We start from the raw sequence: 26505 nt of genomic DNA, 5'->3' as shown, positions 1-26505 counted from the left end.
GAAGGAGTGTGTCGCGGCAGTCTGTCGATTACAGGTGCTTAACCCGACGCTTCACTTCTTCTTGCTTGCCGTGGTTGAACGGACGCGCATCAGGGCTGCCCAAATAACCACACACGCGGCGAGTTACAGACACTTTGGTCGGCTCATGGTTGCCACAGCGTGGGCAGGTAAAGCCCTTACTGGTACATTCAAACTCACCGGTGAAACCACACTCGTAGCACTCATCGATTGGCGTGTTGGTACCGTAATACGGTACGCGGCTATAGCTGTAATCCCACACATCTTCCAACGCTTCAACGTTGTGCTGCATGTTCGGATATTCTCCGTAGCAAATAAAACCGCCGTTGGCGATGGCCGGATATGGCATTTCAAAATCCAGCTTGTCGTACGGGTTCACCTGCTTTTCGACATCCAAGTGGAAGCTGTTAGTGTAGTAACCTTTGTCAGTCACGCCATCCACCACGCCGAAATCTTTGGTGTCAATTTTACAGAAACGGCTGCACAGGTTCTCACTCGGGGTGCTGTACAGGCTAAAGCCGTAGCCCGTTTCTTTTTTCCATGCATCAGTGGCATCACGCAGACGCTGTACGATAGCGATGGCTTTGGCGCGCAGCGCTTCGGAGTCGTACACGTGGGTTTCGGTGCCATACAGCGCATTAATAGTTTCATGCAGACCGATATAACCCAAAGACACCGAAGCACGACCGTTTTTGAAGATCTCGCTAACGCTGTCATCGGCCTTCAGGCGTACGCCACATGCCCCTTCCATATACAGGATTGGTGCAACACGGGCTTTAACCCCTTCCAGACGGCTGATGCGAGTCTGCAGTGCTTTTTTCGCCAGATCCAGACGATCATCCAACAGACTGAAGAACGCCTCTTCGTCATTACCCGCCTCCAACGCAATGCGCGGCAGGTTCAGACTGACCACACCCAAGTTGTTACGACCATCATGGATCAGCTCGCCATCTTCTTCATAAGTACCGAGGAAGCTACGGCAACCCATTGGGGTCTTAAACGAACCGGTGACTTTCACAACTTGATCGTAGTTCAGGATATCTGGGTACATGCGCTTCGTTGCACACTCCAGCGCCAACTGCTTGATATCGTAGTTTGGATCGCCTTTTTTGTGGTTCAGGCCATCTTTTACCGCAAACACCAGTTTCGGGAACACCGCCGTCTTGCACTTTTTGCCCAGACCGGCAATTCGGTTTTTCAGGATCGACTGCTGGATCAAGCGGGATTCCCAAGAGGTGCCCAGACCAAAACCGAAAGTCACAAACGGCGTTTGACCGTTCGCGGTGTGCAGCGTGTTGACTTCATACTCCAGAGATTGGAATGCGTCATAACACTCTTTTTCGGTACGCGCTGAGGCAAAGGCTTCTGGATCAGTAATACCCCACTCAACCGCAACAGCATGATGCTTGTCATAGCTAGCTTTGACATACGGTGCCAGAATTTCATCGATACGGTTGATGGTAGTACCACCATAAATATGGCTCGCTACCTGCGCGATGATCTGCGCGGTTACCGCCGTGGCGGTAGAAATCGATTTTGGCGTATCAATCTCGGCGTTACCCATCTTGAAGCCGTGGGTCAGCATGCCTTTGAGATCGATCAGCATACAGTTGAACATTGGGAAGAACGGGGAGTAATCCAGATCGTGGTAATGCAGCTCGCCACGCTCGTGCGCCTGCGCCACATCACGCGGCAGCAAATGTTGCAGGGCGTAATGTTTTGCAACAATCCCCGCCAGCAAATCACGCTGAGTTGGGATCACCTTGCTGTCTTTGTTAGCGTTTTCGTTCAGCAGCGCGGCGTTGCTCTGCTCAATCAGGCCACGAATTTCGTTGTTCAGACGGCTGGATTTCTCACGCGCGATATCGCGATCATGGCGATACTCAATGTAGGCACGAGCCACCGCTTTATGGGGACCGGACATCAGTTGGTTTTCAACCACATTCTGGATGGTCCGAATGTCAACTTCGGTCATACCTTGCAGGGAATCTTCTACAGCTTGTGCAACGGCTTCAGCATAAGCGGGTTCCATAGCCTCCACAGTGCGAGCAGCACTGAGAACAGCATTCTTAATCAAATTTCCGTCGAACGGTACACGGCACCCGTCACGCTTAATCACAACCGGCTTCACTGAGATTCCTCCGCTAGGCGCTATCACTAACCAAACCACTAAATATTGATTGTATGATAGCACGACATACAAGATGTGGTGTATTAGGCGAGATCAGCCACAATATTGTATTGATCTAGATCAAGTTTTTTCAGCGACCGATTCTTTCACATTCAAATTATCGATCCCTGTCTGAAAGTTCTTTCGGCGCCCTTATCAGATTCAAATTCTCTTGTTAACTGCTTTCTTAAGAAAAAAACACTGATTACTTTTTCACCAGCGCGAAGGCAAAACAGGCATAAAAAAACCCGCCAATAAGGCGGGTTGACTGATGAGAAAATTAACGTTGTATGAACTTACTTAGCCGCATCACTGTGCTCTTCGTGCGGATGACGTTTTTCCCGTTTTTCAGCTCTGCGTTCTTGTAGAGTTTTCTGCGGCTTTTTCTTCTGTTCGTGACTCATAATAACTCTCCAATGTTGTGGTACGCCTTCTATTTACGCCCTCTTCACTGAGGAAAGCAACCGAACAGCAGACTCGCTATGGCAACTAAAGCTTACGTTTGCCGGAAAGTATGTATGAGTTAAATTCCGTTACATCTACATACATTTAGGCCACTTTACAACACAGTGCACGTAGCGTTTGCTTCCCCGATTTTTCCCTCCTTTCTATACACAGACACAACAATAATTCATGATTTAGCGTACACCTCAAGTGTAGGTGTTACTGCACCGCACGCGCTTCACTCTCACGCTTTTTATGCCTGCGCGCACAAAAGTAGGCATACAAACCACCTACCAGTGCACCGGATAGATGCCCTTCAACGCTGACATGCCATTGCCCAGACAGTTGACCAGGAATTAGCCCTTGCCACATCACGGCGTACAGCACCAATACCACGGCCCCAATAGCCAAGGCTTTAAAGCTGCGATGCATTAAGGCATACACCAGCAGATAGGACCACAAACCGTAAATCACACCGCTCAAGCCAATATGGTAAGCCGGACGACCAATACACCAGAGCAACAGGCCACTACCAAACCAAACCACCAACAGCAACAAGATGTATTCGCGGCTGCCGTAACGGCTGGCCAGCCATGAAAGCAGTGTAAACGGCAGCAGATTCGCCCACAGGTGAGCCCAAGAGCCATGCAGAAGCGGTGCGAGCAGCAGTGGCATGAATAACGGCTCACTGCGCGGTAGCAGGCCATAGCGGGTTAATGCACCTGCGCCTAAGTAGTTAAACATAAACAGCACGATACAAAGCACATCAATAATCAGGATCAGCCCGATTACCGGTGGTATTTTTTTCAACCAAGACTGTTCTTTGATCTCCTGCATCCGCGTTACCTCTCACAGTTAATTATTCAGCGATTTAGATTCGGTAACCTGCAGATTTTATTGAACATCATGCAAAAATATCATCAGTGCATATCGTTAGATCACAGGTTATTGTCATATAAAATTTATCAGTTTTATAAATTTGGAATCGCGTCGACATAAGGTAGATGTAAAAAAGTATGAATTTTCCCGCTACCCTTAATCGAGATGTACTCCATGCTTTTCAGTATAAAAAATATTCCCTTTCGGATCTCCGTTATCCTACCGGCAGCATTAGTCGGGCTACTTACCGTCAGTATGATTGTCGGTTTTTTTAGTTACCAGTCCCACCAGCAAACTATCTTGACCGCGCAAATCGAGCAGGATGAAAAAACTAACCAGCAATCTATCGATCTGAACATTAAAATTTGGCAAGCCCGTCTGGCGCTGTTGAACTCGATTGCCAAACTGCGCGATCTGAATGCCGCTAAAAATGCTGAAAATGCGTTAGATGCCATGCTGAAATCTGCTGACCAATATCAACCGGTCACCGATGCCGGCTACAAACTGAAAAGCGTGCTGAGCGATTACAACAAAGCGGCGCGCAGCATGGTGCAATATCACTATACGATTGATGATCAGGTGCGTTACGGCGTCACCGGCTCAGGGGCCAAATTCGATGATTATCTGGTGTATGTCTCTTCCGCCCAGTTTGGCCATGAGTATCGTAATATTTTGATTGATGCGATGACCGATATCGCCAAAACGCGGATCTATTTCAACTCTTTCCAAACAGGTCTGCGTGTTGGTGAATTGGATAAATCCATCAACTTCCTGACCTCTGCCCTGAAAAAACTGACGCCATACAGCCGCTACGATAAACGAACCGAAGAGATCGTGACGCTGGCAACCCGCTATGAAACCGCCCTGAAAAATATCCGTAATGGCATTGATGCTTATATGCAAGCGGACAAGGATACCGACAGCCTAGGCGCGGAGATCAACCAGAATCTGGTTGCGATGTCGCAGTTTATTGGTGAGCGCGGCTACATGGTCGCCGAGAAGAATCTGGAGCAGCAGCAGAGCATGTCACTGCTCCGTCTGGTACTGGTGACGTTGTTCAGCGTGATCGGTGTTGCGCTGGCGTGGCTGGTCAGCAGTCAGCTGACGCAACAACTGCAACAGCTATTAGCAACGGCGCACAAAATCTCTAGCAAGAATCTGGCGGAGCCGCACATCGACAAAAGCCGCAATGAACTGGGCATGTTAGCGCGTGAAATCGAGCAGATGCGTTTGAATCTGCACCATATCATCACCGATATCGCCACCAGCACTTCGCAGCTCAGTAGCGCCGCTGAAGAAGTGAGCGCGGTATCTTTGCAGTCCAACTCTGGGATGCAAAATCAGCAAGATCAACTGGGACAACTGGCCACCGCCATGAACCAGATGCAATCGACGGCCAATGATATGTCGCGCAATGCCGAAGAAGCGGCGAATGCGGTGAAAAATGCTGCCTCAGAAGCGGAATCGGGCCGTAATATCATCAAAGCGACCATCGAAACTATCGAGCAAGTGTCTGTGGATGTTCAGCAAGCCGGTCAAGTCGTGCATGAGCTGGAACAAGAAAGCTCGCGCATCGGTGTGGTGATTGATGTGATCCGCGGAATTGCCGATCAGACCAACTTGCTGGCGCTGAATGCGGCCATCGAAGCGGCGCGTGCCGGTGAACAAGGTCGTGGCTTTGCGGTGGTTGCTGATGAAGTGCGTACTCTCGCCCATCGCACCCAAGAGTCCACCACCGAGATCAATGCGATCATTGAAAATCTGCAGCAAAAAGCCAACGCCGCGGAAAGCGCAATGGTCACCAGCTCAACGCGGATGAATGAAGGCGTGATGCAGGTGCAAAACTCTGGCAATATCATTAATCGGATGAGCGAAAATATTCTGCTCATTAATGACATGAACACCCAAATTGCCAGCGCCACGGAAGAGCAAAATGCCGTATCTGAAGGGCTGAATATTAATATCAGCAATATTAATGACGTCAGCTTTGAGATTGTGGAAGGATCGAATCAAACCGCTAAAGCCTGTGAAGATTTAAGTGCCTTGGCCAATAATCTGCAGAAACTGACCCTGCAATTTAGAATTTAATGCTACCTGCTTAAAATCTAAATTAGGTGGTCGTTATTTTATTGCGCAGGTAACAGCACGATAAAAATTAACGACCACCTTTTTCACGCCATTAAAGATATGAAACAATTGGCAGTCTAAAAAGGGTTTGCGGTAACGATTCATTCGTGGCTATTATCGGGACGGTTTATTTAACCGGAGATAATAATCATGGGATTAAGCGGAATCGGAATTCAGGAGCTCTTACTGATCGGCCTGATTGTCGTATTGGTGTTCGGCACCAAAAACCTGCGTAATGTGGGTCGTGATCTGGGCGGTGCGGTACGCGATTTCAAACGTGCACTGAGTGGTCAGAACGAGAACAGCGCACATATGGAGATGCCAGGGTTAAACGAGCAAAAACCTGCCTCACCGGATAATAAATCTTCCTCTTGAACGTTATGTTCTCTCCATCATTGTCGGTATCACGGTGATGGCAATTGCCACCATTTGATAATGAGCCGCAATCACTGCAGCGCCAGTATTATTGATAACTATTATTAATAACTACTGACGCTATTTACTTTAGCGTTATATCTAGTTGATTCTCTTCGCCCTATCCATTTCCGTTTTACTTTTTTCGCTGTTATCCTTCCTCTGTTTTATTTGTCTTACAGCTTCCTCTCCCTTTTGATATTGCTCTATCTTGATATCTATCTTGAAATTTCTTTTGTTTGTTTTTTAGGGATTTCACTTTGCGTTACCGAGTAAACAAGTCATGAACGAATTGCGTACATGAAAAAGCCGCCGTTTTATCACAAACAGCGGCTTATCCCTTTATCTCTATTTTTTATCTCTGCTTTCGCTTTGTTTTAGTTTTACTTTAGCGTTTTCTTTAACTGTTAGGACGTTAGCAAATACGCGGTAATGGCTCGCTGTGCGGCAAATCGAGCAGACGCGCTGCGCCAAACGCACCCATTACTTTCACTTGCCGATTTTCGGTAACTGAGCCAATACAGGTGGCATGACGACCCAACGGATGGGCACGCAAGCACTCCAGCACAGCTTCTTCGGCCTCTTCGGCCACAATCAGCACCAGTTTCCCTTCATTGGCAAAATTGAGCGGATCGAGCCCCAACAGCTCGCAGACGCCGCGCACCACCGGTTGTACCGGTAATACCGATTCGGCAATCATCATGCCGCAATCGCTGGCTTGGGCAAACTCGTGCAACACCGCAGTCACGCCGCCACGGGTCGCATCGCGCAAGGTACGAACCCCCGCGATCGGATGCAGCGCGGCAATCATGCCATTGAGCGGCGCACAATCACTTTGCAGATCGGCATCCAGCCCCATTTGCTCACGCAAATTCAAGATGGTGGCACCGTGGTCGCCCAAAGTACCGCTCACAATAATTCGATCGCCAACGCGAATTTGGTCACAGCCCCACTGCACCGATGGAGGGATCACGCCAATACCCGCGGTATTGATGAAAATCTTATCGGCAGCGCCACGATGCACCACTTTGGTATCGCCCGTGACAATCTGTACGCCCGCTTCTGCAGCAGCAGCGGCCATCGAGCGAACCACACGCTCTAAATCTGTCAGTGGCAGCCCCTCTTCGAGAATAAAGCCACAAGAGAGGTATTTCGGGATAGCGCCGCCGACGGCAACATCGTTCACCGTACCACAGACGGCCAGTTTACCGATGTCTCCCCCGGGGAAGAAAATCGGGTCGACCACGAAGCTGTCAGTGCTGAACGCTAGCCGATCGCCGGTTGCGGCCAGTTCAGCGAGCGGGATCCGCGCCTGATCTTCTTGGCGTGTGAGCATCGGGTTAGCAAAAGCCTGCATAAACAGATCGCGGATCAGGGTTTGCATCGCTTCGCCACCACTGCCGTGAGCCAGTGTTACCACGTCTTGGCGCTGTGTACTCATGGTTATCTCGATTTGTTGTTTATCACTTAAAAAAGGTTCTGATTATCATGCCTGACGGCGGTATTGGTAGTAGGCGGCGCACGCCCCTTCCGAAGACACCATCAGCGCACCAAATGCGTTTTGTGGATTACAACCGCTGCCAAACAGTGGGCAATCTGCCGGTTTGCATCGGCCAGTCAGCACATCGCCACAACGGGCGCGTGGGTCATCAGCGGCCGCGCCAACCTGTGGCTGGAAGATCCGCTCGGCATCAAAATCGGCGTAGGCGTCACTTAACATCACGCCAGAGTGCTCAATTTCCCCCAGACCCCGCCACTCGCTGCTTGGGCGCAGGATAAAGACGTCATCCATCGCGCCAAGCGCCAGATTGTTGCCTGCGTCTGGCACGATACGTCGGTATTGGTTATCGACCCGCGCCACGCCTTCAGCCACTTGCTCCACCAGCATTAAGATCGACTGCAAGATATCTAACGGCTCAAAACCGGTGATCACCAACGGTTTAGCGAACTCATCGCAAATAAAACGGTACGGCTCGGCACCGATCACCATGCTGACATGGCCCGGCGCGAGGAAGCCATCAATGCGCACGTCCGGTTGTTGCAGCAAAGTTCGCAACGTCGGGATGATGGTGATGTGCTGGCAGAAGATGCTGAAGTTACTCAATCCCTCTCGACGTGCTTGCTGCACTGTCAGCGCGGTACTTGGCATGGTAGTTTCAAAGCCGAGAGCAAAAAAGACCACGTGCTTATGGGGATTATCGCGTGCGATAGCCAATGCATCGAGTGGCGAATACACGATACGGATATCCGCGCCACGGGTTTTGGCGTCGCGCAGTGCACCACGCCGCCCAGGGACGCGCATGGCATCGCCGAAGGTGCAGAAAATCACGTTATCGCGCTCGGCGATATCGATACAAGCATCAATACGCGCCATCGGCAGCACGCACACCGGACAGCCCGGCCCGTGCACAAACTCGATGCTGTCAGGCAGGATCTGATCCAAACCGAACTTGAAGATGGCATGGGTATGGCCGCCGCACACTTCCATCAGTTGCAGCGGCTTTTGTGCATTGTAAGGCAGCGTTTGCATTACGCTCTGAATGCGCGCCAGCAAACTGGTTGCCAGCGCCGGATCGCGAAATTCATCGACAAACTTCATCGCATTCATGACGCGCTCTCCGCTTTCTGCGCTGCTTGACCATTCAGCGCACCAAAGTCATCCACTTCGTGACCGAGCGCCTGCATGCTGTGCAGCGCATCGAGGGTCGCCTGCGCCTCTTGCTCATCGAGCAAACTCATGGCAAACCCCACATGCACCAATACCCACTGACCAATCAGATCAGCCGGAGCGCCGGTACATACCAGCGCAGCATTCACTTCACGTTTGACGCCGCACACATCCACCACGGCGGTCACGCTAACTTCATCACGAATGGCGACAATTTGCCCCGGAATGCCTAGGCACATACCTGCTCCTCCAGCCAGCCCAGCCATTCGTCCATGCCGTCACCGCTACGCGCGGAAACTTGAATCACGCGGATATCCGGATTGACACGACGCGCATTGGCAATACAAGCATCCACATCAAAGGTCAGATAAGGCAGCAGATCGGTTTTATTCAGCAGCATCAGAGACGCCGCAGCAAACATATCAGGGTATTTCAGCGGCTTGTCTTCCCCTTCGGTCACCGACAAAATCGCCACTTTATGGCGCTCGCCAAGATCAAAGCTGGATGGACACACCAGATTACCGACGTTCTCGATAAACAAAATGCTGCCAGACTCGGGCGCTAAACGCTCGGAAGCATCACGCACCATTTGCGCATCCAGATGACAGCCTTTGCCAGTATTAACCTGAATCGCACGCACACCGGTGGCGCGGATACGCTCAGCGTCATTACTGGTCTGCTGGTCACCTTCAATCACGGCGCACGGACGCTGCCCTTGCAAGCGGCGCAAGGTTTCCGTCAGCAATGTGGTTTTACCGGAGCCTGGGCTAGACACCAGATTCAGCGCCAGAATTTGCTGCGCGGCGAAATCTTCGCGATTGTGAGCTGCGATATGGTTGTTTTTGCCCAGAATATCTAATTCGATTTGCAGCATGCGGCGCTGGCTCATCCCCGGAGCATGGGCGCCGGCAAGACCGTGGCCATAATGCATGTCATCCCGCTCACCTTGCGGCTGCAGTGCTGGCTCTTCTGCTTCAACAGGTGCAGCATGATGATGGTGGGCGTGCTGATGGTCATGATGGTCATGATGGTCATGATGGTCATGATGGTCATGATGGTCATGATGGTCATGATGGTCATGATGGTCATGATGGTCAGCCAGTGTGACGTTGTCACCTCTTACCGGAAAGTGATAATGGTAATGGTGGTGCACATCGCCGTTATGGTGATAATGATGGTGGACAACAACACTGCCCGCATTACCACTTAGCTCACCGACCGCTGGCACGGCACTGGCTGCGGAGCTATGCGCGTGATGCACGTGCGAGTGGTGATCGTGGTGGTGCCCATGTGAATGATCATGACCGTGAGAATGCTCATGTGAATGAGCATGGGTATGACCATGACCGTGAGAATGCTCATGTGAATGAGCATGGGTATGACCATGATGGTGGCTATGACTATGTTTATGAGCATGCCCGTGCCCATGATCATGGTGATGAACATGAGAATGATGCTGTCCGTGTGCATCCCCTTCAATCCGGACTTCGCCTTCGGCGCAACCGCATGTCGTACACATGGTTATTCCACCTCTATTTCCTGAATTCGTAATGTTTCACCGTCATCCACACGCAGACGGTATCCCTGACAATGCGGACACGCCTCGCCGCGCTGATTGATCACCACGGTCTGACAGCAGTCCCAGCACCATGCCTGTGCCGGTTTGACCCGCACGTGCAGTTTACACCCTTCCGCCAGCGTGTTACGGCTAACGGCGTCAAAACAAAAGGTCAGCGCAGAAATTTCGACACACGCCAGTGCGCCGACCTCCAGCCACACGGCAGTCACACGCCGCACGCCATTTTGCGCGGCTTGCTGCTCAATTACCTGCATCGCACTTTCGCATAGCGCCATTTCATGCATGTCAGTTCTGCCTGTTTCCGATGAGTCTGCGCTGGCCGCGATTCATCGCACGACCAGCGTTAATGTTCTCGATTAAATGCGTCAATTCACAATGACGCTTTTGATTTTGTTGCCTCATGCTGTCGTATCTTTCTGTACCTCAATGGGTTCACAGACGATCTCAAAGCCAACACAAGGATCTATCGCGCGCAGCAACAATTCTGTTGCGCGTAGGGCTTGTTGCCGATCGTCGGCCGTTTGGCCATTCAGCGCCTGCTCCAGTAGTCCACCGCGGGCAAAATAACGATCGGTGGGCGCATCAATTTCCCAGCGAGCAATCTGCCAACGCGCAAATTTCGGATCGTCGTCACTGGCGGCATTCTGCACCGTGATGCGATGAGACAAACTGCCGCGCGACGCCATCGCGTGGCCACTTACTCGCCATGTACTCGGCGACATATCCGATGATTCGCCCTTCTCGCACGTAGCCGTTTGGTCTACGCCAGAGAGAACAACTTGCTCCGCCGGCTCCGCAATCAAACGCGCCATTTCCAGCCAGCGCGCGGTTAAACGGGCGGCGATGCCATTACCATAACGGCCAATCAATGCCTGAATCAGGGGATGTGCGTATTGGCGACCAAATGCCCCGCTTTCCGGCTGCGAGCAGCTTGACTGCGCGCCAAACGAAAGCAACGGCAGATAGCGGTGCAGTAATGCCGGATAGGGCGCGGTGGAGTGTTGCAACCACGCCATCCAATCCTCAAAAGAAGCCAACGAGCAAAATGCCTCGGCGCTCAAGCCACACAGATGAGTAAATGCGGTTTCCCAACCTTGTCGATCGGGGTGACGTAAGACGCGGGTATCAGCCAAAAAGGGCATCGCATCGCCATCAAGCGCTAACAGTTGCCAGTTTTGCCACGCATGTTCACGCATCCATTCAGCCGCCAGCTGTTCAGTTGACGGACTTTGTATCTGCGCCGGAAGTAAAACGAGGGATGGTTGCGCTAACGCGGCAAAGGCTTGCGCGGCGGCTGTTTGCTGCGCAATCGGACACAACGAGAGCAAATGTGGCAGACGCTGCCACGCCGTTTCGATAGGCAAACCAGCCAGTGCGCGCCCAGCATCTGGCCGCACGCAGCTGACCTGCGCCGCCAGCGCTACACGCCCTTGCGCCAGTGGTGATAGTTGCAATTGCACACGCACACCGCCGGTAAACGGCAGTGTGTTTGCTGTTGGTTGCACGGTAATGGGCTTAGGTTGTTGATCCGGCATCACTCAAGTCCACTTACTGCTTACTGAGGCTGCGGCTCTGCGGCGTAGCGACGGCCACTGAGCAAGGCGCGACGCGACAAATTCTGCGGCGCATTCACATCCGTCACCGGAATAGCCAAGACCTGACGGGAAACATCCGTTGCCAGTTGCAGAGCTTGATCAGCAGACATAGCAGGATCCAGCGGCGACATCAGCGAGCAGGACAAATACTGCCCGATAGCCTCAATTTCACTGACGTGAAATACCGCATTGCCAAACGGTAGACGCAAGCCCAAACGTTCACCCAGCGGGCGCGAATCCCAGACTTGGTCAGGCCCCGGTAATACCAGAATGCTCAGCATCCAAGGCGTTAGCATGACCCCAACCCACTGCCCTTCGTAGCACTGAAAACCCAGCGCGCGAACCGGCACTTGTGCGCGGAAAAAAGGCAGCGTCTGCATCTCGCCTTGTGCAATCTCGCTGAACGTCTGCTCCAACAACTCTGCCGGATTGGTGGCAAAACCCAGCCACTCACGTGCAGGAGTTGGCGCTGGAGTCACTGGCGCTACATCAGGAAACAAACCCAGTTCTTGATTCAAATCGATATCACTGAGTCCGAACGCTTGCGCTTCTTGGCGCAGCAAGGTGTCGAGATTCATTTCGACACCTCCGAATAGCGCATGGCGGAGGGCAAATCGGCATCTGCAATCAAATCATCCGGCAGATCGCCATTTAACAGCGCCTGCATCGCCGACAGCGATGCTTCAGCATCTTCGGCGCTCATGCGACTCGCCGCAAAACCGCCGACTTGAACCAACAAGTAATCGCCAACGTTGACCGGTTCATCCAGCAACAGCAGGCTCACTTCTCGCTGCTGGCCGAAACTGTCCACACAGGCCAGTTGACCATTCACGGATAACACCCGGCTGGGAATACCGATACACATCAGAGAACTCCTTGTCTGTCTGATTGACTATCTACCTGACAGTCTGAAAAAGCTTCAGAATCAATCAGCTGTTGGTTACGGTTAAGCGGAACATCTTTAGGTGTTACTGTAACCCCACTCTCCGCCAATGCCCCGCACAAACCCATCACAACCTGATCCAGTTTGTTACTAACCGTGTCGGTGAGGCCAATGCGTGGCTCGACAGACTCCGGCACCACCCCGATCAGAGTCAGACGTTGCGGAAACTCGTCGGTCAGTTTGAGGGCTGACAACACATCGGACAGCCCCAACTGATGCGGAGAAATTTTGCGACTAAACAGTGTCGGCACCTCTTCACCGCGCAGCGTCACCACCGTGCCCGGCGCATCACCAGTCAGCACGGCATCGGCAATGATCAGGTGTTCACGATCGGCCATATCCCCAATCAGCTCCATGCCACAGGTGCCGCCATCCAACACATCAACCTGCGGCGGCAGATGGAAGCGCTGCTCCAGCGCTTCCACCGCCCGGACACCAATGGCTTCATCCGACAACAACAAATTGCCGATGCCAAGCACCAGTACCGGATTTTGCATCACAGCACCTTCACTTCGGTCACTTGCTGGCCGCGGGTATCCACAATGTGTACCGCACAAGACATGCAAGGGTCAAACGAGTGCACCGTGCGCACCACTTCCAGTGGTTTTTCCGGATCAGCCACCGGTGTGCCTACCAGCGCCGCTTCATACGGCCCCGGCTCGTCATTTTGGTTGCGTGGACCGGAGTTCCAAGTGGAAGGTACGACCGCCTGATAGTTAGCAATTTTGCCGTTTTTAATCACAATCCAGTGCGACAGCATGCCGCGTGGCGCTTCTTCAAAACCCACACCGCGCAGCTCAGTATCAGCCGGAATATTAGGTTTGATATAGGCCACGTAATCACCGCGACCGATGTTGTCGATCAGCGCTTGCCACTGGTGCGCCAGCGTGTCTTTCATCACCGCACAGCGTACTGCACGCGCCAACACGCGGCCCATAGTGGACGGCATCTCTTGCGGCGTCAGAGTGTTACCACTGAGTTTCTGATACAGACCCAGCACAGTATCCATATGCTGTTTGGTGCCTTCATGACCAGCAGCCAGCATACAGAGCACGTTCGCCAGCGGCCCCACTTCCACGGTTTCGCCGTAGAACGTTGGCGCTTTCACCCACGAATATTTACCGTCTTCGTTCCAGCCGGTGTAGTTCGGCCGCGTCTTGCCCTGCCACGGGTGCAGAGGTTCGTTATCGCGATACCAGGCATGCTTGCTACTTTCGGCGATCCCGTCGATCAGGAACTGATCTTTATGCGAATCAATGGCGCGGAAGGTGCTCATGTCGCCATTTTTAATGTAACCGCCCGGCAGCAGGAAACTGCCGCCTTGGTTATCGGTCGGCAATTCTGGCACTGACAGATAGTTGGTCACCCCACGGCCCGATTGCAGCCATTCTGGGTAGAAGCTGGCGATAATCGCCGCATCCGGCATGTAGACCTGCTCGATAAAGCCGTTTAAGCGATCGATAAAGGTCTTCAGGTACATCAGGCGTTCCATGTTCAGCACGCCGATACCATCCAGATTAATTGGGTTGGCAACACCACCTACGGCCAAGTTTTGGATATGCGGGCTCTTACCGCCCAGCAAAGCCACCACGCGGCTCGCATCGCGCTGATACTCCAACGCCTGCATGTAGTGCGCCACCGCAATCAGGTTAACTTCTGGCGGCAACTTCATGGTTGGGTGACCCCAGTAACCGTTGGCGAAAATCCCCAACTGGCCACTGTCCACCAGCGCGCGGATCTTGTTCTGTACCTTGGTCAGCTCTTGTGGGCTGTTCAGCTGCCAGCTCGATACGCCGTTCAGCATTTGCGAAGCCTTCACCGGATCGGCTTGCAGCGCCGAGGTGATATCCACCCAATCCAGCGCCGACAGCTGATAAAAGTGCACCACGTGGTCATGAATGTTACTGGCCGCCAGAATAATGTTGCGGATGTACTGCGCGTTCACTGGCACATTCAAGTTCAATGCACTTTCCACCGCTCGCACCGAACCAATGGCGTGGATGTTGGTACACACCCCGCAGATCCGCTGCATAATCATCCACGCATCGCGCGGATCACGGCCTTGCACAATCTCTTCCATGCCACGCCACATGGTGCCGGATGACCAAGCTTTCACCACTTTGCCGTTGGCAATTTCACAGTCAATACGCAGGTGGCCTTCAATCCGAGTAACCGGATCGATAGTAATACGCTGGCTCATTCTTTACCTCGAACATCATGGCTGGCCTGATAATCCTGGTGTACACGCTCAAGTGACGGCAGGACTGGCAAAATACGGATTAACAACAGGTAGGCGCACACTTCAATGGCGATAAAGCCCACCGAAATCAAAATTTCTTCCGTGGTTGGGAAATAGTGGTATCCCTCACCCGGATTGAATGCGATCAGGGAATAATTCAACCGCCACAGCGCTGAACCGAGCAGCATGCTAAGCGCGCCCAAAAACAGCAGACGAGAATCATTACGGGTGGTATCCCAATGGAACACCAGTAACGGGAAAATCATCAGGGCAATTTCAGCCCAGAACAGCAGCGCATAGTGATCAAACTGACCGAGATAATTCACTTTGCCGTTGATGACAATCTCCGCAAACCGCAGCGCGATAAACAAGATCAGGAAAATATCGATCACTTTGGTCAAGCGATAGAACAGCGCCTTTTCATTCGGCCCTTTCCCCGCTAAGCCTGCCTGCACCAATGAGCCTTCAAACACCACGATGGAAAAACCCATGATGAAGGCGGTCAACAGTGAGAACACCGGCAGCATTTCATAGCTTTGCCATAGCGGATGGATCTTATGGCCGGCAGCAATCATCAATGAACCCATGGAGGACTGGTGCATAGTCGGCAGCAGCGCACCGAGTGCGATAATGGCAAACATGATTTTGTTCAGCCATTTCAGCTGCACTTTCCAACCAAAGCGCTCTAACACCGCAGGCGCGAACTCCAACACCAGAACCCCGATATACACCGTCATACAGGCAGCGGTTTCAAACAACACCGAGTTCACGTTGAAGTGACCGGGGATGTAGAAATACGGCAGGTTCCAGTAACGGCCCACGTCAATGGTGATCGACAGGCCACCCAAGGCATAACCGAACAAACTGGCCAGCAGTGCCGGTCGCACCAACGGGTGATATTCCCCGCGGTTAAACACATACACCGCCCACGCCAGCGCCCAGCCGCCACAGGCAAAGCCGGTACCGATCAACAGGTCAAAGGAGATCCACAAGCCCCACGGATAACCGCCGTTCAATCCAGACACGGAGGCTAAGCCCAAAAACAGACGCTTGAGGATAATTACCCCACACAGAACAGCAAACGGGGCAAAGAACAGCACCGGCCAGCTGACCAGACGCCCACCCAGTGGTTTAGCATCAGCGTGTGCCATGATCATCATCCTTCTTATCGGTTTCTTCGCGATGATGAGTTTTATGCTCATCATGATGCTCGGATTTTTTGGTACTGCGGCGGGTCAACATGGCCAAACCAGCAAACGCGGCGATCGGCAACACCATCCCTTTGTACAACGTATGTTGTACTGTTTCAGAGCGAGAGCCGGTGGAGCGTTCATCGAGCTTCGGCAAGTTCAGGTTTTCGTATGGCACTGCGGCCAACGTCAGCACCTGCGTGCCACCGCCTTCTTTTTCGCCGTAGACATGGTCTTGGTAATGCGGGATCGCTTTTTCATAGCGATCATTGCTGTTCACTGTCTGGCGCGGATAGGCATACATCTCGCCCGCTTTCATCGCCAAACGCTTTTTAGCTTCCGCCAGCAGCTCTTCACGGGTACCAAAGATCACCGCGCCCGCCGGACACACTTCCACGCAGCCCGGCAGCAAACCTTGATTCAAACGCTCAACGCCGTTTTGGTTGCACAGCTGACACTTGTGAATTTGGCCTAACGGATCGTCGTACTGGAATTTCGGTACACTAAACGGACAGGCAATCATGCAATAACGACAACCGGTGCACACGCTCGGGTCGTAATGGACAATGCCGGTTTTCGGATCTTTACGCAGCGCCTGCACCGGACACACCGATACGCAGTTCGGGTCAACACAATGCATGCACTGCTTTTTGATGTAGGCATAGCCGTTTTCGACTTGGTCTTTGTGCTTACCATCACCGCTGCTCCACACCTGAATGATGTTATTGGTGTAGGCATCGAGCTTGTCATTGTTCGACCACGTCTGTTCCCCTTTCGGGTTCAGCTCAGAATGGTTGACCTCCTGACACTTGTACACGCAGGCCTGACAGCCCACGCACAAGGTGGAGTCATACAGCATCCCCAGTGAACCGGGGATCGGTTTAAGATTTTCCCGCGCCACGGCACAAGGGGAAAGCCCGCCAGCCACCGCGCCCGCAGCAGCCAGCTTGAGGAAATTACGTCTATCCACGGCATCACTCCTTGTGTGAGTCTGCGTCGTGCTGCCGCGCTTCTGCTTCGCGTTTTTGTCGCTGCTGGCGACCCAGCTCACGCACAGTCATCAAACTAACACCCGCGACCAAACCGGCCACGCCACCGATGATCCCCGCCGCCGTTGGTGAAACATCCCCACCTTGGCGGTTATTCAGATCCGGTTTTTGTGAACGCGGAGTCTGGTTTTCCACGTTTGCCAGTTGGTGAATGCCTTTGGTAAAGCCCACTCCCTGCTCATTACAGCCGTAGCAAGGGTGACCAATACCGACCGGCCAGATACCGCCGCCGATGTCACAAAACTCCAACGTCGAGCAATTACCGTAGGTTTCTGGACCTTTACAGCCAAGGTGATACAAGCACCAGCCATTACGATGGCCTTCGTCGCCAAACTCTTTGGCAAAACGGCCAGCATCAAAGTGTGGACGACGCTCGCAGTGTTCGTGGATCAAACGGCCATAGGCAAACGTTGGTCGACCTTCCGCATCCAACTTCGGTGCCGAGTTGAAGGTGATCAGGTGTACCACCGTGGCCAAGAAGTTCTGCGGATTCGGTGGGCAGCCCGGAATATTAATCACTGGCTTGCCACCCAGCGCCTCAGACAGGCTCACTGCGCCGGTTGGGTTGCCGCCGGTGACAGGCACCCCGCCCCATGAGGCACACGAGCCAATGGCGATCACTGCCGCGGCATTTTCCGCAGCCTCACGGATATGCTGCACAATCGGCTTACCCGCCACCATGCAGTACACACCATCATCTTTCAGTGGAATCGAGCCATCGACCACCAGCACATAACGGCCTTTGTATTTCTCCATCGCGTGGTGTTTGTTTTCTTCCACCTGATGGCCGAAAGCCGCCGACAATACCTCGTGATACTCCAACGAAATGGTATCCAGCAGCAGGTTTTCCAGTGTCGGGTGCGTGGCACGCAGCAGCGACTCCGTACAACCGGTACACTCTTGTGCGCCAATCCAAATAACGGGAGGACGTGCAGGGTCAGAGACCGCCGCGGCAATTTTAGTAGCGGCATTTGCCGACAGCCCCATACTGGCCGCCAGACCCGTACACAGCTTCATAAAATCACGACGACTCACACCCAAACGGTCAAGAAACGAATTATTCATAGCCATTGCTTTTGGTTCTTTTTTAATTATACCAATTTGATGAAAAGTTTAATTTCCCTCTTTTCATCCCCGTTTTGGCAACCGCGGTAATAGTATTAACAGCGGATAGATCAGACATTTGATCCATATCAATGATTTGTAACACGAAGAATTATTTTTTAATTTATTTGAATAGACACGTTTCAGCCTGAGCGACATGAAAAGAAAGGAATAAAAATATTCACCGTTTTTTTACCTTAACTCAGAGTGGATTTAATATTCTCGCTGCCGCAATCACGGCTTGACCTAAAGATAACCCACCATCTCCAGCAGGAATAATTCGCGGAGTCAATACCTCCAAATGGTTTAATTTTTTTAACAGCAATACGCGTAAAAGGCGGTTGTGTAATACGCCGCCGGACAATACGACCTTCGCGATACCTAACCGAGATGCATAATAATTAACCATCTCTGCTAAGCCATTGGCTAATACCACGTGAAAAGCAAAGGCTTTATCACTATCCGTCGCGCGGTAATTCAACCAAGAATGCCAAAATGCGGCTAAATCCAGTGATGATTTGGGTAAGTCTTTCGCTTGCGGGAAATAATTAACAGGACGAATGTCAACGATTCCCTTACTATTTTTATCATCACTATATTTGTGTGATGATATTGATTGTTCCGTACCCACAACGTTTAATTGATTGCGTGCCGAGCGCGCCTCACTGAACAATAACGGCATCTGCAGAGGGAAATCATGGTCAAGCGCCGATGACAAAAAGTCACCTTGCTCATGCTCCTGCGCTAAGGCTTGCCATGCCAGAGACTCCAAGCGGCACGCGGCCTCTCCTTCAAACGAAACCGCATCGGTACAGATCCCCAATGCAGCCGCAACCGCATCAAACAAGCGACCACACGATGAAGCCGGAGGACAATTAATCTCTCGCTCGATCGCATGACACAATAAACCGGTGGCATAGGGCTGTAATATTTTACCCAATTCGGTATTTTGCCAATCCGGCACTGCCGCATGACATTGAGCTAACAAATTACGCCACGGTTCACGCGCCGCTTTATCACCACCGGGTAATGGCGTGGCAGGAATACCACCTAAATGAACAAACGTTGTATAATCTGCCAGCAAACATTCCCCACCCCATAACGCATTATTTTCTCCCATACCGATCCCATCTAATGCCAGACCCAGTATCGGAGAATGATTTCGCGCTAATCCATATTCTGCCATCACAGCAGCAATATGTGCGTGGTGGTGCATAACCGGAATAATTTTCTTTGCACTGTATAATTTTTCCGCATTACGACGACTGAAATAACCGGAATGAGAATCGGTCGCAATAATTTGCGGTACAACATTATAAATCTCACAGAAAAATGCTGTTGAGCGATTTACTTGTTGCGCCAAATCCGGATCGGATAAATCACCAAAGTGCGGACTTAATACCGCCATACTTTTCGGCCATGATTTATTTTCAATATTGCTATCTATATCACTCGCCATATCAGCAGCGATATGATTGCCGATATTGTTGCCAATTTTACTTTTAGTCTCGCTGACACCCGAATTGCGTAACTCGGTATTTACATGTGCCAGGTTTACACGTGTCAGGGTCAGTGACTCAGGACTTATTTTATTATCATCCTGATTTATCGCTATTGACTCAGCCATATTAGCGGGGATCAAACAAAAGGTATTTTTCAGATCCGCGCCGGTAGCCAAAATCGCCGGTAGCGGAGCAAAGCCATCCGGCAGTAGTAACGGATCGGGCACATATCCGCGCGCCCGACGCAGCATCTCAGTGCCCTCAGGAGTGGCGCGCAGCAACGAATCATCGGCGCGCTGCACGATGTCGCGGTTATGCAGCAACCACCCATCAGCGATATGACGCAAATCCTGCAGAGCTTCGGCATTACTCAGCGCCGGTGGCTTGCCAGACGCATTACCGGACGTCATCACCAACGGACGCCCTACTGCATCCAGCAGCAGATGTTGCAACGGGCTCGACGGCAGCATCACCCCCACTTCGCCTAAGTGCGGCGCAATATTGTCAGCCAGCGGTGTGGGTTCGGCGTCAGAAAACCTCTCCGCGCACAGCTCATCTGCGCTCGCGCGCTTTGGCACCAGCACGATCGGTGCAGCCGCGGAGGTTAGCGCTGACACCGCATGCTCACGACAGCGCAAAGCCGCCAATTCCGGTTCTAACTCCAACAGCGCAAAGCGCGGTTGCTCAGCGGAAAAATCCGCGCACACATCAAGCCAGTCTAGCGATGGCAACATCACCGCCAGCGGTTTACCCGGGCGATGCTTACGCATTCGCAAACGCGCGACAGCCTCAGCATTGGTCGCATCACAAGCTAAGTGAAAACCGCCCAATCCGCGCACCGCGACGATCTCGCCACGCAATAACGCCTGCGCTGCCTGCACAATCACCGGCTGCGAATCGGTATGGCCTTGCGCAAACAGGTCGTCAATTCGAGGCAAAGAAAGTGACTCATCAAAAAAGGACGCATCAACCCAGCGAATTTGCGGCCCACACTGTGGACACGCATTGGGCTGGGCGTGAAAACGCCGATCAGCCGGATCGTCATACTCACGCTGACAAATAGGACACATCGGGAACGCCGCCATCGCGGTAAACGGACGGTCATACGGCATACTGCGGATGATGGTAAAACGTGGGCCGCAATGGGTACAATTGATGAACGGGTAGCCAAACCGACGATCTGCTGGGTCGCGCATCTCCGCCAGGCATGCCGGACAAGTCGCAGCATCAGGGACGATTTGCGTCGCCATTTGCCCACCGGCGGTGGCGGTAATGGTGAAAGTCTGCGGCACGCTACTCGGCTGCCATGCCGCCACTTCCAACGCCTGAATCTGCGCCAATGGTGGACAGCGAGCATAGAGTAAGTCAGTAAACTGGCGAAATGCAGCGCAATCCTCAGTAACTTCCGCCAGATGGATCAGCACCCCTTCCGCATCGTTACGCACATCACCGGTTAATCCGAGCTCATGGGCTATCTGCCACACGTAAGGACGAAATCCGACGCCCTGCACTTTTCCTCGCACTCGGATTCTGATCCCGGTCATAACTGCTGTCTCACTATCCTGATCTACTTCTTTTGGTATTTTCTACGTTGCCGTTGACGCCCGCGTTCTTCTTGGGAGCGGAAAGACCTCACACTTTGTGCTGCATTCTAAGCTGGTCAGCTGCTTTGCCTAGTAACCTCGTCACACAATCTGATTTCATTGTGTTTTTAATCCCGATAAAAGGTAATGAAATGTATCGTTGTGGATTTTCTAGGCGTTTTTAAATATCACAACGAATCGGCATAGCTAATCATTCCCTTGTCGAGGCGCTCACGCTCATCGCGCCTAAGAATTATTCACCAAAGCAATAACATAATGTGCTATTCTCCGCCGCATTGAGACCATATAAATCATACTTATATCGGAGTTTGCATGCTGAATAAGAAAAAAGGCACGATCAGTTTGTCGGCCATCGCATTGATTTGGGTTGTTTTTGTCAGCGCTGCGCTGTCAACCAATCTGACCGGCGGCCACCAGCGCCCTAACTGGGTGACTTACGCATTTTTAGGTAATGTTGTTGCCACTTCGTTACTGGCCAGCTGGGCGCGCGAAGACTGATCATCGCCGCTTATACGGTAAAGATTCAGTACGAATGCAGTACGGGTGACTAACGCCTGTACTGCTATTTTTTCAGGGTGTTTCACTGTTTTTCCGCTCACGCTTTCCCTTACAACTTTATTTTTTCTCCCCCCTTTCCTCCGCCCGCGTTTCATGACATAACACAAACCATTAACAAGCATGCTGCAAAACGCGCATAAGCTCTGTATCAACAACGTGTATTAAACACACACATCAACACTCAACACAGTTCGCTCGGACAAGGAGCACAAGATGAACACTCCATCTACCTATGGCATCGCCACACTGCATCGTCACGTTGTGTTAGGTGGCTGCATTATTGCCGCACTCTGGGTAGCATTTATTACCGCCGCGTTGATGAACAACCTGACCGCGTCATCGCGCCCAGAGTGGCTGACGTGGTTTTATCTGGGTAACGTGGCCGTTACCGCGCTGATTGCACTTTTTATGAGAAAAGACTGACGGTTAGCGAAAAATCTGCCCGTCAGATTTATGCACAGACTCACATAACCCGACACAATATTGTATTCGCTCCCCGAATACGCCTCGACTAAGCTAAACAGACATTAACACCGCGGCTCGTACGCCTCCTGCGCTGAAGTGAACATCAGCAATGAAAACAGGAGCACGGCGAGCCGAGTGGTATACCAACGCATGAAGGTGATGTTATGTCTGTACACTCCTCAGCCTTTACTTTGTCCAGTCCTGATTTTGAGGATGGCGACTATATCCACTTACGTCATGTCATGACCGGTGAGCCCTATCAGGGAGACAACCTGTCGCCAGCGCTGCAATGGGATCATGTCCCTGAAGGCACGCAGAGCTTTGCCGTCACTGTGTATGACCCCGATGCGCCAACCGGCAGTGGGTGGTGGCACTGGTTAGTCTTCAACTTACCGGCAGATACCCGCGGTTTGCCGCGTGGCGTTCTATCTGATGGCACACGGTTACCGGCCGGCGCGGTACAAAGTATCACTGACTTCGGTGTGCCGGGTTACGGCGGCCCACGTCCACCCAAAGGCCACGGTGCGCATCGCTATCAATTTACTGTTTTCGCACTCAAAGTACCGACTCTGGATTTGCCAGCAGACACAATGCCAGCTAAAGTCGGCTTTATGCTCAATGCCAATGCACTGGGTACAGCCAAGATTACCGCCCTGTTCCGGGGCTAATCGGGATAACTAACGATAACAATGGATTTATCCTGAAAAAGGATAACGGCACGTTTAAAGGAGACGCTATGAGCGCGGAACAAGTCATCAGTATTGCCAATACCACATTGGAGCAGTTGGAGCATGCTTGGAAAGAGCTGCACAATGCCAATCTGACTGAGGTGCGTAAGCAAGAACTTATCGCACATTGTAAGGATGTACTGGCGCTCTGGAATGCCGTCAATACCGATGTCTCCTTATCTGACAACCCGGTACTGGTGCAAACCGTCAGCAAAATCACCGATCGCCAAGCTGAGCTGAGCAAACAGTTCGGTCTGTGATCGAGTCGCTTCTGTCGGCATACGCTGACAGACGTACGCTTAGTAAACCGAAACCTGCTGCAGGTTTCGGTTTTTTTATTCCGCTACCCCATCAAGTTTAATAAGCACCATTCCCTTTCCCTCCATTGGGCAATTGAAAACTGCCTATATCAGAAATACTTACAAACACTTTGTGACGGCGACTTTGATTTCTCTGCTATAGGCTAATTCATGTGCTCAAAACGGACAGACACAGGTGCCTGTCGTTTTCTGATTTACTATGGAGTGAATGTCATGAAACATCTTTTATCTGCTGTAGCCCTGTCTGTTGCTCTGATCTCTGGTGGCGCTGTTGCCGCTGAACAACCTGCCACCGCCACTGTTGCTGCAACCCAACAGCAGCAAAAAGATCTGCTGCAAGTGGCTCAGCAAGGTTATAACGCCATGATGAACGTTCAGCATGCACGTGCTGCACTGTTCAACGGCCAACCAGATCAAGCACAAAAATTAGCGAAGGAAGCGCAAAAACTGCTTTCTTCCGACAGCACTGACTGGAGCAAGTTTGTTAAAGCAAACAAAACCGCCCCACTGGCCGGTGATAACTATGTGATCATCAATGCCAGCATGTCAGTGGCAGAAGATTTCATCTCAACCCCAGCTAAACAAAAAGCCATCAGCCAAGCTAACGAAAAAATCAAAGCAGGTGATCGCCAAGGCGCGTTGGAAACTCTGCGTTTAGCCGGTATCGGCATTGTGGAAAACCAAGCGCTGATGCCACTGAAACAAACTCAGCAAAACGTAGCCAAAGCGCTGGATCTGATGAAGCACAGCAAATACTACGAAGCGAACTTGGCTCTGAAAGCTGCTGAAGATGGCATCATTATCGATTCTGAAAGTGTCATCGGTACCCCAGCCGCCGCGCCTGCAGCAGCTGCGCACGCAGCAACACCGGCAGCCGCGAAATAATCGCGTTTGCATCTGAGAATCACGAGTGAGAATCGCTTCCTATCATGACACTGTCTCGACTTTCTCGATAAAAGGGATGATAGAGATAAGAAAGAGGATAGAAAAAGTGACGTTGTCACTGATATCTCGCTAAACAAGTCTCGAAACCGGCGTCCAGTACGCCGGTTTTTTATGCTGTATGTCGCGCCGCCAGACTTAATGAAAAATCACCATGCCCAGCCACGTTAACGCTAAGGCCAACGCGCCACTATGCACACCTAAGCGTGACCAATTGCGAGCCAGAAATGCATCCAACACACCCAGCATCGCCATCCCTACCGTCAACGGTGATCCTAACATCACCACCAGCGACAGCATCAATGCAACGCCATCAGACTCACCCACTGTTGCGATGACACTGGCAAACGCCACAGTGAACAGCACATACCAGCCCACCATAATGGAATACCACGGCATGTTTTCATCCTTGTTCTTGATTTATGGTTATTGATCGCATCCACCAATAGTGTGAGCGTGCACAGTAGACCCAAACGACTTGGAATTGCAGGTAGGCGGCAAGTAAAAGCATCTCCATGAGCATAGGCAAACTATGTGATTGAGATGAACGAACATAGCCAACACCGCGGCAGCCTCAAGTAAGCAGGGTATAGCAAGATTATCGTGCAGTCTGCGCTTAGCTCTTATACAACACCTTGATCAAGTGGTAGCCAAATTGGGTTTTGATTGGGCCGACTACTTGTAGCAATGGCGCGGAGAACACCGCTTTATCAAAAGCTTTAACCATCTGCCCACGCGCGAACTCGCCTAAATCGCCACCGCGTTTACCCGAAGGACAGGTCGAAAACTGGCGGGCCAACTTGCCAAAATCCGCACCATCATCGAGCTTTTTCTTCAGTGCCAGACACTCTTTTTCTGTTTTCACCAGAATATGTATTGCTGCGGCTTTATTTGCCATGGTGCTTGTTGCCTCTGCTACCTGATTAATTGCCATGATTGCACACGACACGGCCACACATACACAGCGACACATACTCATCTACGTATGCTGCATGCTGAAGCCGTGGGTAAACGCATAGCTTACCGGTGCGGCCCCGATCTTGTGAAGTTTTAGCAGTAAAAATCAACCTTTCTTACTCACTATTACTACTCGTCATGAGCCATAGCTAAAGATGCGACGAGGAAAACAACACGGCTTGGTAATACTCCCCTTTACCTACAATCTCAGATTCACAATATTGCGCGGAAAAATGGCAGGTAACCTGATTACTCAAATACACGGTAGCGCTCGCGGTTGCCTGTGGCCCTAAACGTTCTAACTCAACGCGCTCAACATCGAAAAACTGCGCAGTCAACTCAGGGGAAAAACCTGCAGCGTTATAACACTTGCCCAAGCCTTTATCGCACACCACGCCGTCTACCGGCGAATAAACCCATGTTTTATAAGCCAGCAGCGCCCCTTGTACAGGTACACTAAGCACCATACACACACAAATGACTAACAAAAATGGATTCATCGTCAGCTCCTGCTCAGGTCTCAACAACGTATCAATCGCCTATGCTGATTGACCTTAGCGAGCGTGTATGACATTACGATAACAGTGCGGTAATGCACTGATGAATAGGCGCGGTGCAACCAAGAAGAGAAAAAGATTGCCATGCACCAAATACATGACCATGGTCAGTATTCCAAGACAATACTCAAGGTAGGTTTATCTCATGCTGTCATGAGGGAGTCTCAACTGCATGAAAAAGCAAATACAACATTTGGTCTGGCAACCCTACATTTGCCAATTGACCACCGTAGATATCGCGCAAGGCATTGCATTGAGCAGTTTACGAGGACAAAAACTACGCTCAGCTGATATTACTCGTGCCTGTTTTATTGCTGACAAAATCATCAGCACCCTCACCTACAATTTGAATCGGAATGTTTCCTGACGCAGTAAATAGATAGGCCGTCTACAATTCGTGCAGAGTTTACATTGCTAGTTAAGTACTTTTTATATCGCCGCAAGATAACCAAT

General features: G+C 51.5%; 26 protein-coding genes and 2 pseudogenes. 8 read left to right on the top strand and 20 right to left on the bottom strand.

All coding sequences use genetic code 11. The features are described from left to right. Positions 1–28: 28 nt before the first annotated feature. Together nrdD and LQ901_RS05855 are read right to left on the bottom strand one after the other, a co-directional pair. Positions 29–2149, bottom strand: coding sequence for an anaerobic ribonucleoside-triphosphate reductase (gene nrdD, locus LQ901_RS05860; protein WP_233672036.1), 2121 nt, complete (start codon positions 2147–2149; stop codon positions 29–31). Positions 2150–2851: 702 nt separating this feature from the next. Continuing rightward, complete coding sequence (locus LQ901_RS05855) at positions 2852–3469, bottom strand: rhomboid family intramembrane serine protease (RefSeq protein ID WP_152137003.1); 618 nt, start codon at positions 3467–3469, stop codon at positions 2852–2854. Between the two features lie 216 nt (positions 3470–3685). Between LQ901_RS05855 and LQ901_RS05850 the strand changes: the two genes are divergently transcribed. Together LQ901_RS05850 and tatA are read left to right on the top strand one after the other, a co-directional pair. Then, on the top strand, positions 3686–5599 hold the full coding sequence (locus tag LQ901_RS05850) for a methyl-accepting chemotaxis protein (protein ID WP_178088373.1): 1914 nt from the start codon (positions 3686–3688) through the stop codon (positions 5597–5599). A 189-nt stretch (positions 5600–5788) separates the two neighbouring features. Continuing rightward, on the top strand, positions 5789–6013 hold the full coding sequence (tatA, locus tag LQ901_RS05845) for a twin-arginine translocase TatA/TatE family subunit (RefSeq protein ID WP_039044757.1): 225 nt from the start codon (positions 5789–5791) through the stop codon (positions 6011–6013). 454 nt (positions 6014–6467) lie between these two features. On the opposite strand, the gene hypE is transcribed toward tatA, so the two are convergent. The 15 genes and pseudogenes from hypE to hypF form a co-directional block, all read right to left on the bottom strand. Next, on the bottom strand, positions 6468–7493 hold the full coding sequence (gene hypE / locus LQ901_RS05840; protein ID WP_152136241.1) for a hydrogenase expression/formation protein HypE: 1026 nt from the start codon (positions 7491–7493) through the stop codon (positions 6468–6470). A gap of 45 nt (positions 7494–7538) precedes the next feature. After that, on the bottom strand, positions 7539–8651 hold the full coding sequence (gene hypD, locus LQ901_RS05835) for a hydrogenase formation protein HypD (RefSeq protein WP_152136292.1): 1113 nt from the start codon (positions 8649–8651) through the stop codon (positions 7539–7541). Between the two features lie 5 nt (positions 8652–8656). Further along, positions 8657–8959, bottom strand: a complete 303-nt coding sequence (gene hybG / locus LQ901_RS05830) for a hydrogenase maturation factor HybG (protein ID WP_233672035.1) — start codon at positions 8957–8959, stop codon at positions 8657–8659. Then, complete coding sequence (hypB, locus tag LQ901_RS05825; protein ID WP_233672034.1) at positions 8950–10239, bottom strand: hydrogenase nickel incorporation protein HypB; 1290 nt, start codon at positions 10237–10239, stop codon at positions 8950–8952. Before hypB ends, hybG begins: the two co-directional genes overlap by 10 nt. A gap of 2 nt (positions 10240–10241) precedes the next feature. Next, positions 10242–10583, bottom strand: a complete 342-nt coding sequence (gene hypA, locus LQ901_RS05820) for a hydrogenase maturation nickel metallochaperone HypA (RefSeq protein WP_010863695.1) — start codon at positions 10581–10583, stop codon at positions 10242–10244. 114 nt (positions 10584–10697) lie between these two features. Continuing rightward, entirely contained in the window at positions 10698–11834 is a 1137-nt protein-coding gene (locus LQ901_RS05815) for a hypothetical protein (RefSeq protein ID WP_152137005.1), read from the bottom strand. Between the two features lie 20 nt (positions 11835–11854). Next, positions 11855–12472, bottom strand: coding sequence for a hydrogenase-2 assembly chaperone (gene hybE / locus LQ901_RS05810; RefSeq protein ID WP_152137006.1), 618 nt, complete (start codon positions 12470–12472; stop codon positions 11855–11857). After that, complete coding sequence (locus LQ901_RS05805) at positions 12469–12759, bottom strand: HypC/HybG/HupF family hydrogenase formation chaperone (RefSeq protein WP_064977776.1); 291 nt, start codon at positions 12757–12759, stop codon at positions 12469–12471. The genes hybE and LQ901_RS05805 overlap by 4 nt, the downstream gene beginning before the upstream one ends. A 92-nt stretch (positions 12760–12851) precedes the next feature. Continuing rightward, positions 12852–13334, bottom strand: a pseudogene (locus tag LQ901_RS05800) (HyaD/HybD family hydrogenase maturation endopeptidase); the annotation flags it as partial. After that, the gene (hybC, locus tag LQ901_RS05795; RefSeq protein WP_039044763.1) at positions 13334–15037 is read right to left on the bottom strand and encodes a hydrogenase 2 large subunit; all 1704 of its coding nucleotides are present in this window, start codon (positions 15035–15037) and stop codon (positions 13334–13336) included. The pseudogene LQ901_RS05800 and the gene hybC, both read right to left, overlap by 1 nt. Continuing rightward, positions 15034–16227 carry a Ni/Fe-hydrogenase cytochrome b subunit gene (gene hybB / locus LQ901_RS05790; RefSeq protein WP_010863701.1) on the bottom strand — a complete coding sequence of 398 codons (1194 nt, stop codon included), beginning with the start codon at positions 16225–16227 and terminating at the stop codon, positions 15034–15036. Before hybB ends, hybC begins: the two co-directional genes overlap by 4 nt. Next, positions 16214–17236 (bottom strand): hydrogenase 2 operon protein HybA, encoded by a 1023-nt coding sequence (gene hybA, locus LQ901_RS05785; protein ID WP_010863702.1) that lies wholly within the window; start codon positions 17234–17236, stop codon positions 16214–16216. The genes hybB and hybA overlap by 14 nt, the downstream gene beginning before the upstream one ends. 4 nt (positions 17237–17240) lie before the next feature. Further along, a complete protein-coding gene (hybO, locus tag LQ901_RS05780) occupies positions 17241–18386 on the bottom strand; it encodes a hydrogenase 2 small subunit (protein WP_010863703.1) in 1146 nt (381 codons plus the stop codon). 235 nt (positions 18387–18621) lie between these two features. Then, positions 18622–19827 (bottom strand): hypothetical protein, encoded by a 1206-nt coding sequence (locus tag LQ901_RS16760; RefSeq protein WP_255698529.1) that lies wholly within the window; start codon positions 19825–19827, stop codon positions 18622–18624. 222 nt (positions 19828–20049) lie between these two features. Then, a pseudogene (gene hypF / locus LQ901_RS16755) lies at positions 20050–21465 on the bottom strand (carbamoyltransferase HypF); the annotation flags it as partial. Positions 21466–21837: 372 nt separating this feature from the next. Here hypF and LQ901_RS05770 point away from each other — a divergent pair. From LQ901_RS05770 to LQ901_RS05750, 5 genes are all read left to right on the top strand, one after another. Continuing rightward, complete coding sequence (locus LQ901_RS05770) at positions 21838–22023, top strand: hypothetical protein (protein ID WP_010863705.1); 186 nt, start codon at positions 21838–21840, stop codon at positions 22021–22023. Positions 22024–22296: 273 nt separating this feature from the next. Next, complete coding sequence (locus tag LQ901_RS05765) at positions 22297–22506, top strand: hypothetical protein (RefSeq protein ID WP_010863706.1); 210 nt, start codon at positions 22297–22299, stop codon at positions 22504–22506. A 206-nt stretch (positions 22507–22712) separates the two neighbouring features. Then, entirely contained in the window at positions 22713–23216 is a 504-nt protein-coding gene (locus LQ901_RS05760) for a YbhB/YbcL family Raf kinase inhibitor-like protein (RefSeq protein WP_064977778.1), read from the top strand. A gap of 68 nt (positions 23217–23284) precedes the next feature. Continuing rightward, complete coding sequence (locus tag LQ901_RS05755; protein ID WP_010863708.1) at positions 23285–23536, top strand: hypothetical protein; 252 nt, start codon at positions 23285–23287, stop codon at positions 23534–23536. Between the two features lie 273 nt (positions 23537–23809). After that, positions 23810–24481: a YfdX family protein gene (locus LQ901_RS05750; RefSeq protein ID WP_010863709.1), complete on the top strand. Its 672-nt coding sequence runs from the start codon at positions 23810–23812 to the stop codon at positions 24479–24481. Between the two features lie 195 nt (positions 24482–24676). Here the strand turns inward: LQ901_RS05750 and LQ901_RS05745 are convergent, their stop codons facing one another. From LQ901_RS05745 to LQ901_RS05735, 3 genes are all read right to left on the bottom strand, one after another. Further along, on the bottom strand, positions 24677–24937 hold the full coding sequence (locus tag LQ901_RS05745; protein WP_064977779.1) for a hypothetical protein: 261 nt from the start codon (positions 24935–24937) through the stop codon (positions 24677–24679). 217 nt (positions 24938–25154) lie between these two features. Beyond that, on the bottom strand, positions 25155–25436 hold the full coding sequence (gene ppiC, locus LQ901_RS05740; protein WP_010863710.1) for a peptidylprolyl isomerase PpiC: 282 nt from the start codon (positions 25434–25436) through the stop codon (positions 25155–25157). A gap of 208 nt (positions 25437–25644) precedes the next feature. Further along, positions 25645–25995: a YcgJ family protein gene (locus tag LQ901_RS05735; RefSeq protein ID WP_152136238.1), complete on the bottom strand. Its 351-nt coding sequence runs from the start codon at positions 25993–25995 to the stop codon at positions 25645–25647. Positions 25996–26224: 229 nt separating this feature from the next. On the opposite strand from LQ901_RS05735, the gene LQ901_RS05730 reads away from it, so the two are divergent. After that, positions 26225–26419 (top strand): hypothetical protein, encoded by a 195-nt coding sequence (locus tag LQ901_RS05730; RefSeq protein WP_047706874.1) that lies wholly within the window; start codon positions 26225–26227, stop codon positions 26417–26419. Positions 26420–26505: the final 86 nt, after the last annotated feature.

Origin of the sequence: Plesiomonas sp. PI-19 (assembly GCF_021368255.1) — a bacterium.
GTDB classification, from domain to species: Bacteria; Pseudomonadota; Gammaproteobacteria; order Enterobacterales; family CAMTGL01; genus Plesiomonas; species Plesiomonas shigelloides.
Note: the sequence above shows the minus strand (reverse complement) of the source record. Positions and strands in the feature narration are given on the sequence as shown.

Bases quoted from the DNA above. Each gene is read 5' to 3' on its own strand.
- LQ901_RS05745 (WP_064977779.1), bottom strand. From the start codon at position 24,937: ATGCCGTGGTATTCCATTATGGTGGGCTGGTATGTGCTGTTCACTGTG.
- hybB (WP_010863701.1), bottom strand. From the start codon at position 16,227: ATGGCACACGCTGATGCTAAACCACTGGGTGGGCGTCTGGTCAGCTGG.
- hybG (WP_233672035.1), bottom strand. From the start codon at position 8,959: ATGTGCCTAGGCATTCCGGGGCAAATTGTCGCCATTCGTGATGAAGTT.
- hybE (WP_152137006.1), bottom strand. From the start codon at position 12,472: ATGAATCTCGACACCTTGCTGCGCCAAGAAGCGCAAGCGTTCGGACTC.
- hypD (WP_152136292.1), bottom strand. From the start codon at position 8,651: ATGAAGTTTGTCGATGAATTTCGCGATCCGGCGCTGGCAACCAGTTTG.
- LQ901_RS16760 (WP_255698529.1), bottom strand. From the start codon at position 19,827: ATGGCGGTATTAAGTCCGCACTTTGGTGATTTATCCGATCCGGATTTG.
- LQ901_RS05855 (WP_152137003.1), bottom strand. From the start codon at position 3,469: ATGCAGGAGATCAAAGAACAGTCTTGGTTGAAAAAAATACCACCGGTA.
- LQ901_RS05765 (WP_010863706.1), top strand. From the start codon at position 22,297: ATGAACACTCCATCTACCTATGGCATCGCCACACTGCATCGTCACGTT.
- ppiC (WP_010863710.1), bottom strand. From the start codon at position 25,436: ATGGCAAATAAAGCCGCAGCAATACATATTCTGGTGAAAACAGAAAAA.
- hybC (WP_039044763.1), bottom strand. From the start codon at position 15,037: ATGAGCCAGCGTATTACTATCGATCCGGTTACTCGGATTGAAGGCCAC.
- hypB (WP_233672034.1), bottom strand. From the start codon at position 10,239: ATGTGTACGACATGCGGTTGCGCCGAAGGCGAAGTCCGGATTGAAGGG.
- LQ901_RS05735 (WP_152136238.1), bottom strand. From the start codon at position 25,995: ATGAATCCATTTTTGTTAGTCATTTGTGTGTGTATGGTGCTTAGTGTA.
- LQ901_RS05850 (WP_178088373.1), top strand. From the start codon at position 3,686: ATGCTTTTCAGTATAAAAAATATTCCCTTTCGGATCTCCGTTATCCTA.
- LQ901_RS05755 (WP_010863708.1), top strand. From the start codon at position 23,285: ATGAGCGCGGAACAAGTCATCAGTATTGCCAATACCACATTGGAGCAG.
- LQ901_RS05770 (WP_010863705.1), top strand. From the start codon at position 21,838: ATGCTGAATAAGAAAAAAGGCACGATCAGTTTGTCGGCCATCGCATTG.
- hybO (WP_010863703.1), bottom strand. From the start codon at position 18,386: ATGGCTATGAATAATTCGTTTCTTGACCGTTTGGGTGTGAGTCGTCGT.
- hypA (WP_010863695.1), bottom strand. From the start codon at position 10,583: ATGCATGAAATGGCGCTATGCGAAAGTGCGATGCAGGTAATTGAGCAG.
- LQ901_RS05760 (WP_064977778.1), top strand. From the start codon at position 22,713: ATGTCTGTACACTCCTCAGCCTTTACTTTGTCCAGTCCTGATTTTGAG.
- LQ901_RS05750 (WP_010863709.1), top strand. From the start codon at position 23,810: ATGAAACATCTTTTATCTGCTGTAGCCCTGTCTGTTGCTCTGATCTCT.
- LQ901_RS05805 (WP_064977776.1), bottom strand. From the start codon at position 12,759: ATGTGTATCGGTATTCCCAGCCGGGTGTTATCCGTGAATGGTCAACTG.
- LQ901_RS05815 (WP_152137005.1), bottom strand. From the start codon at position 11,834: ATGCCGGATCAACAACCTAAGCCCATTACCGTGCAACCAACAGCAAAC.
- tatA (WP_039044757.1), top strand. From the start codon at position 5,789: ATGGGATTAAGCGGAATCGGAATTCAGGAGCTCTTACTGATCGGCCTG.
- hypE (WP_152136241.1), bottom strand. From the start codon at position 7,493: ATGAGTACACAGCGCCAAGACGTGGTAACACTGGCTCACGGCAGTGGT.
- LQ901_RS05730 (WP_047706874.1), top strand. From the start codon at position 26,225: ATGAAAAAGCAAATACAACATTTGGTCTGGCAACCCTACATTTGCCAA.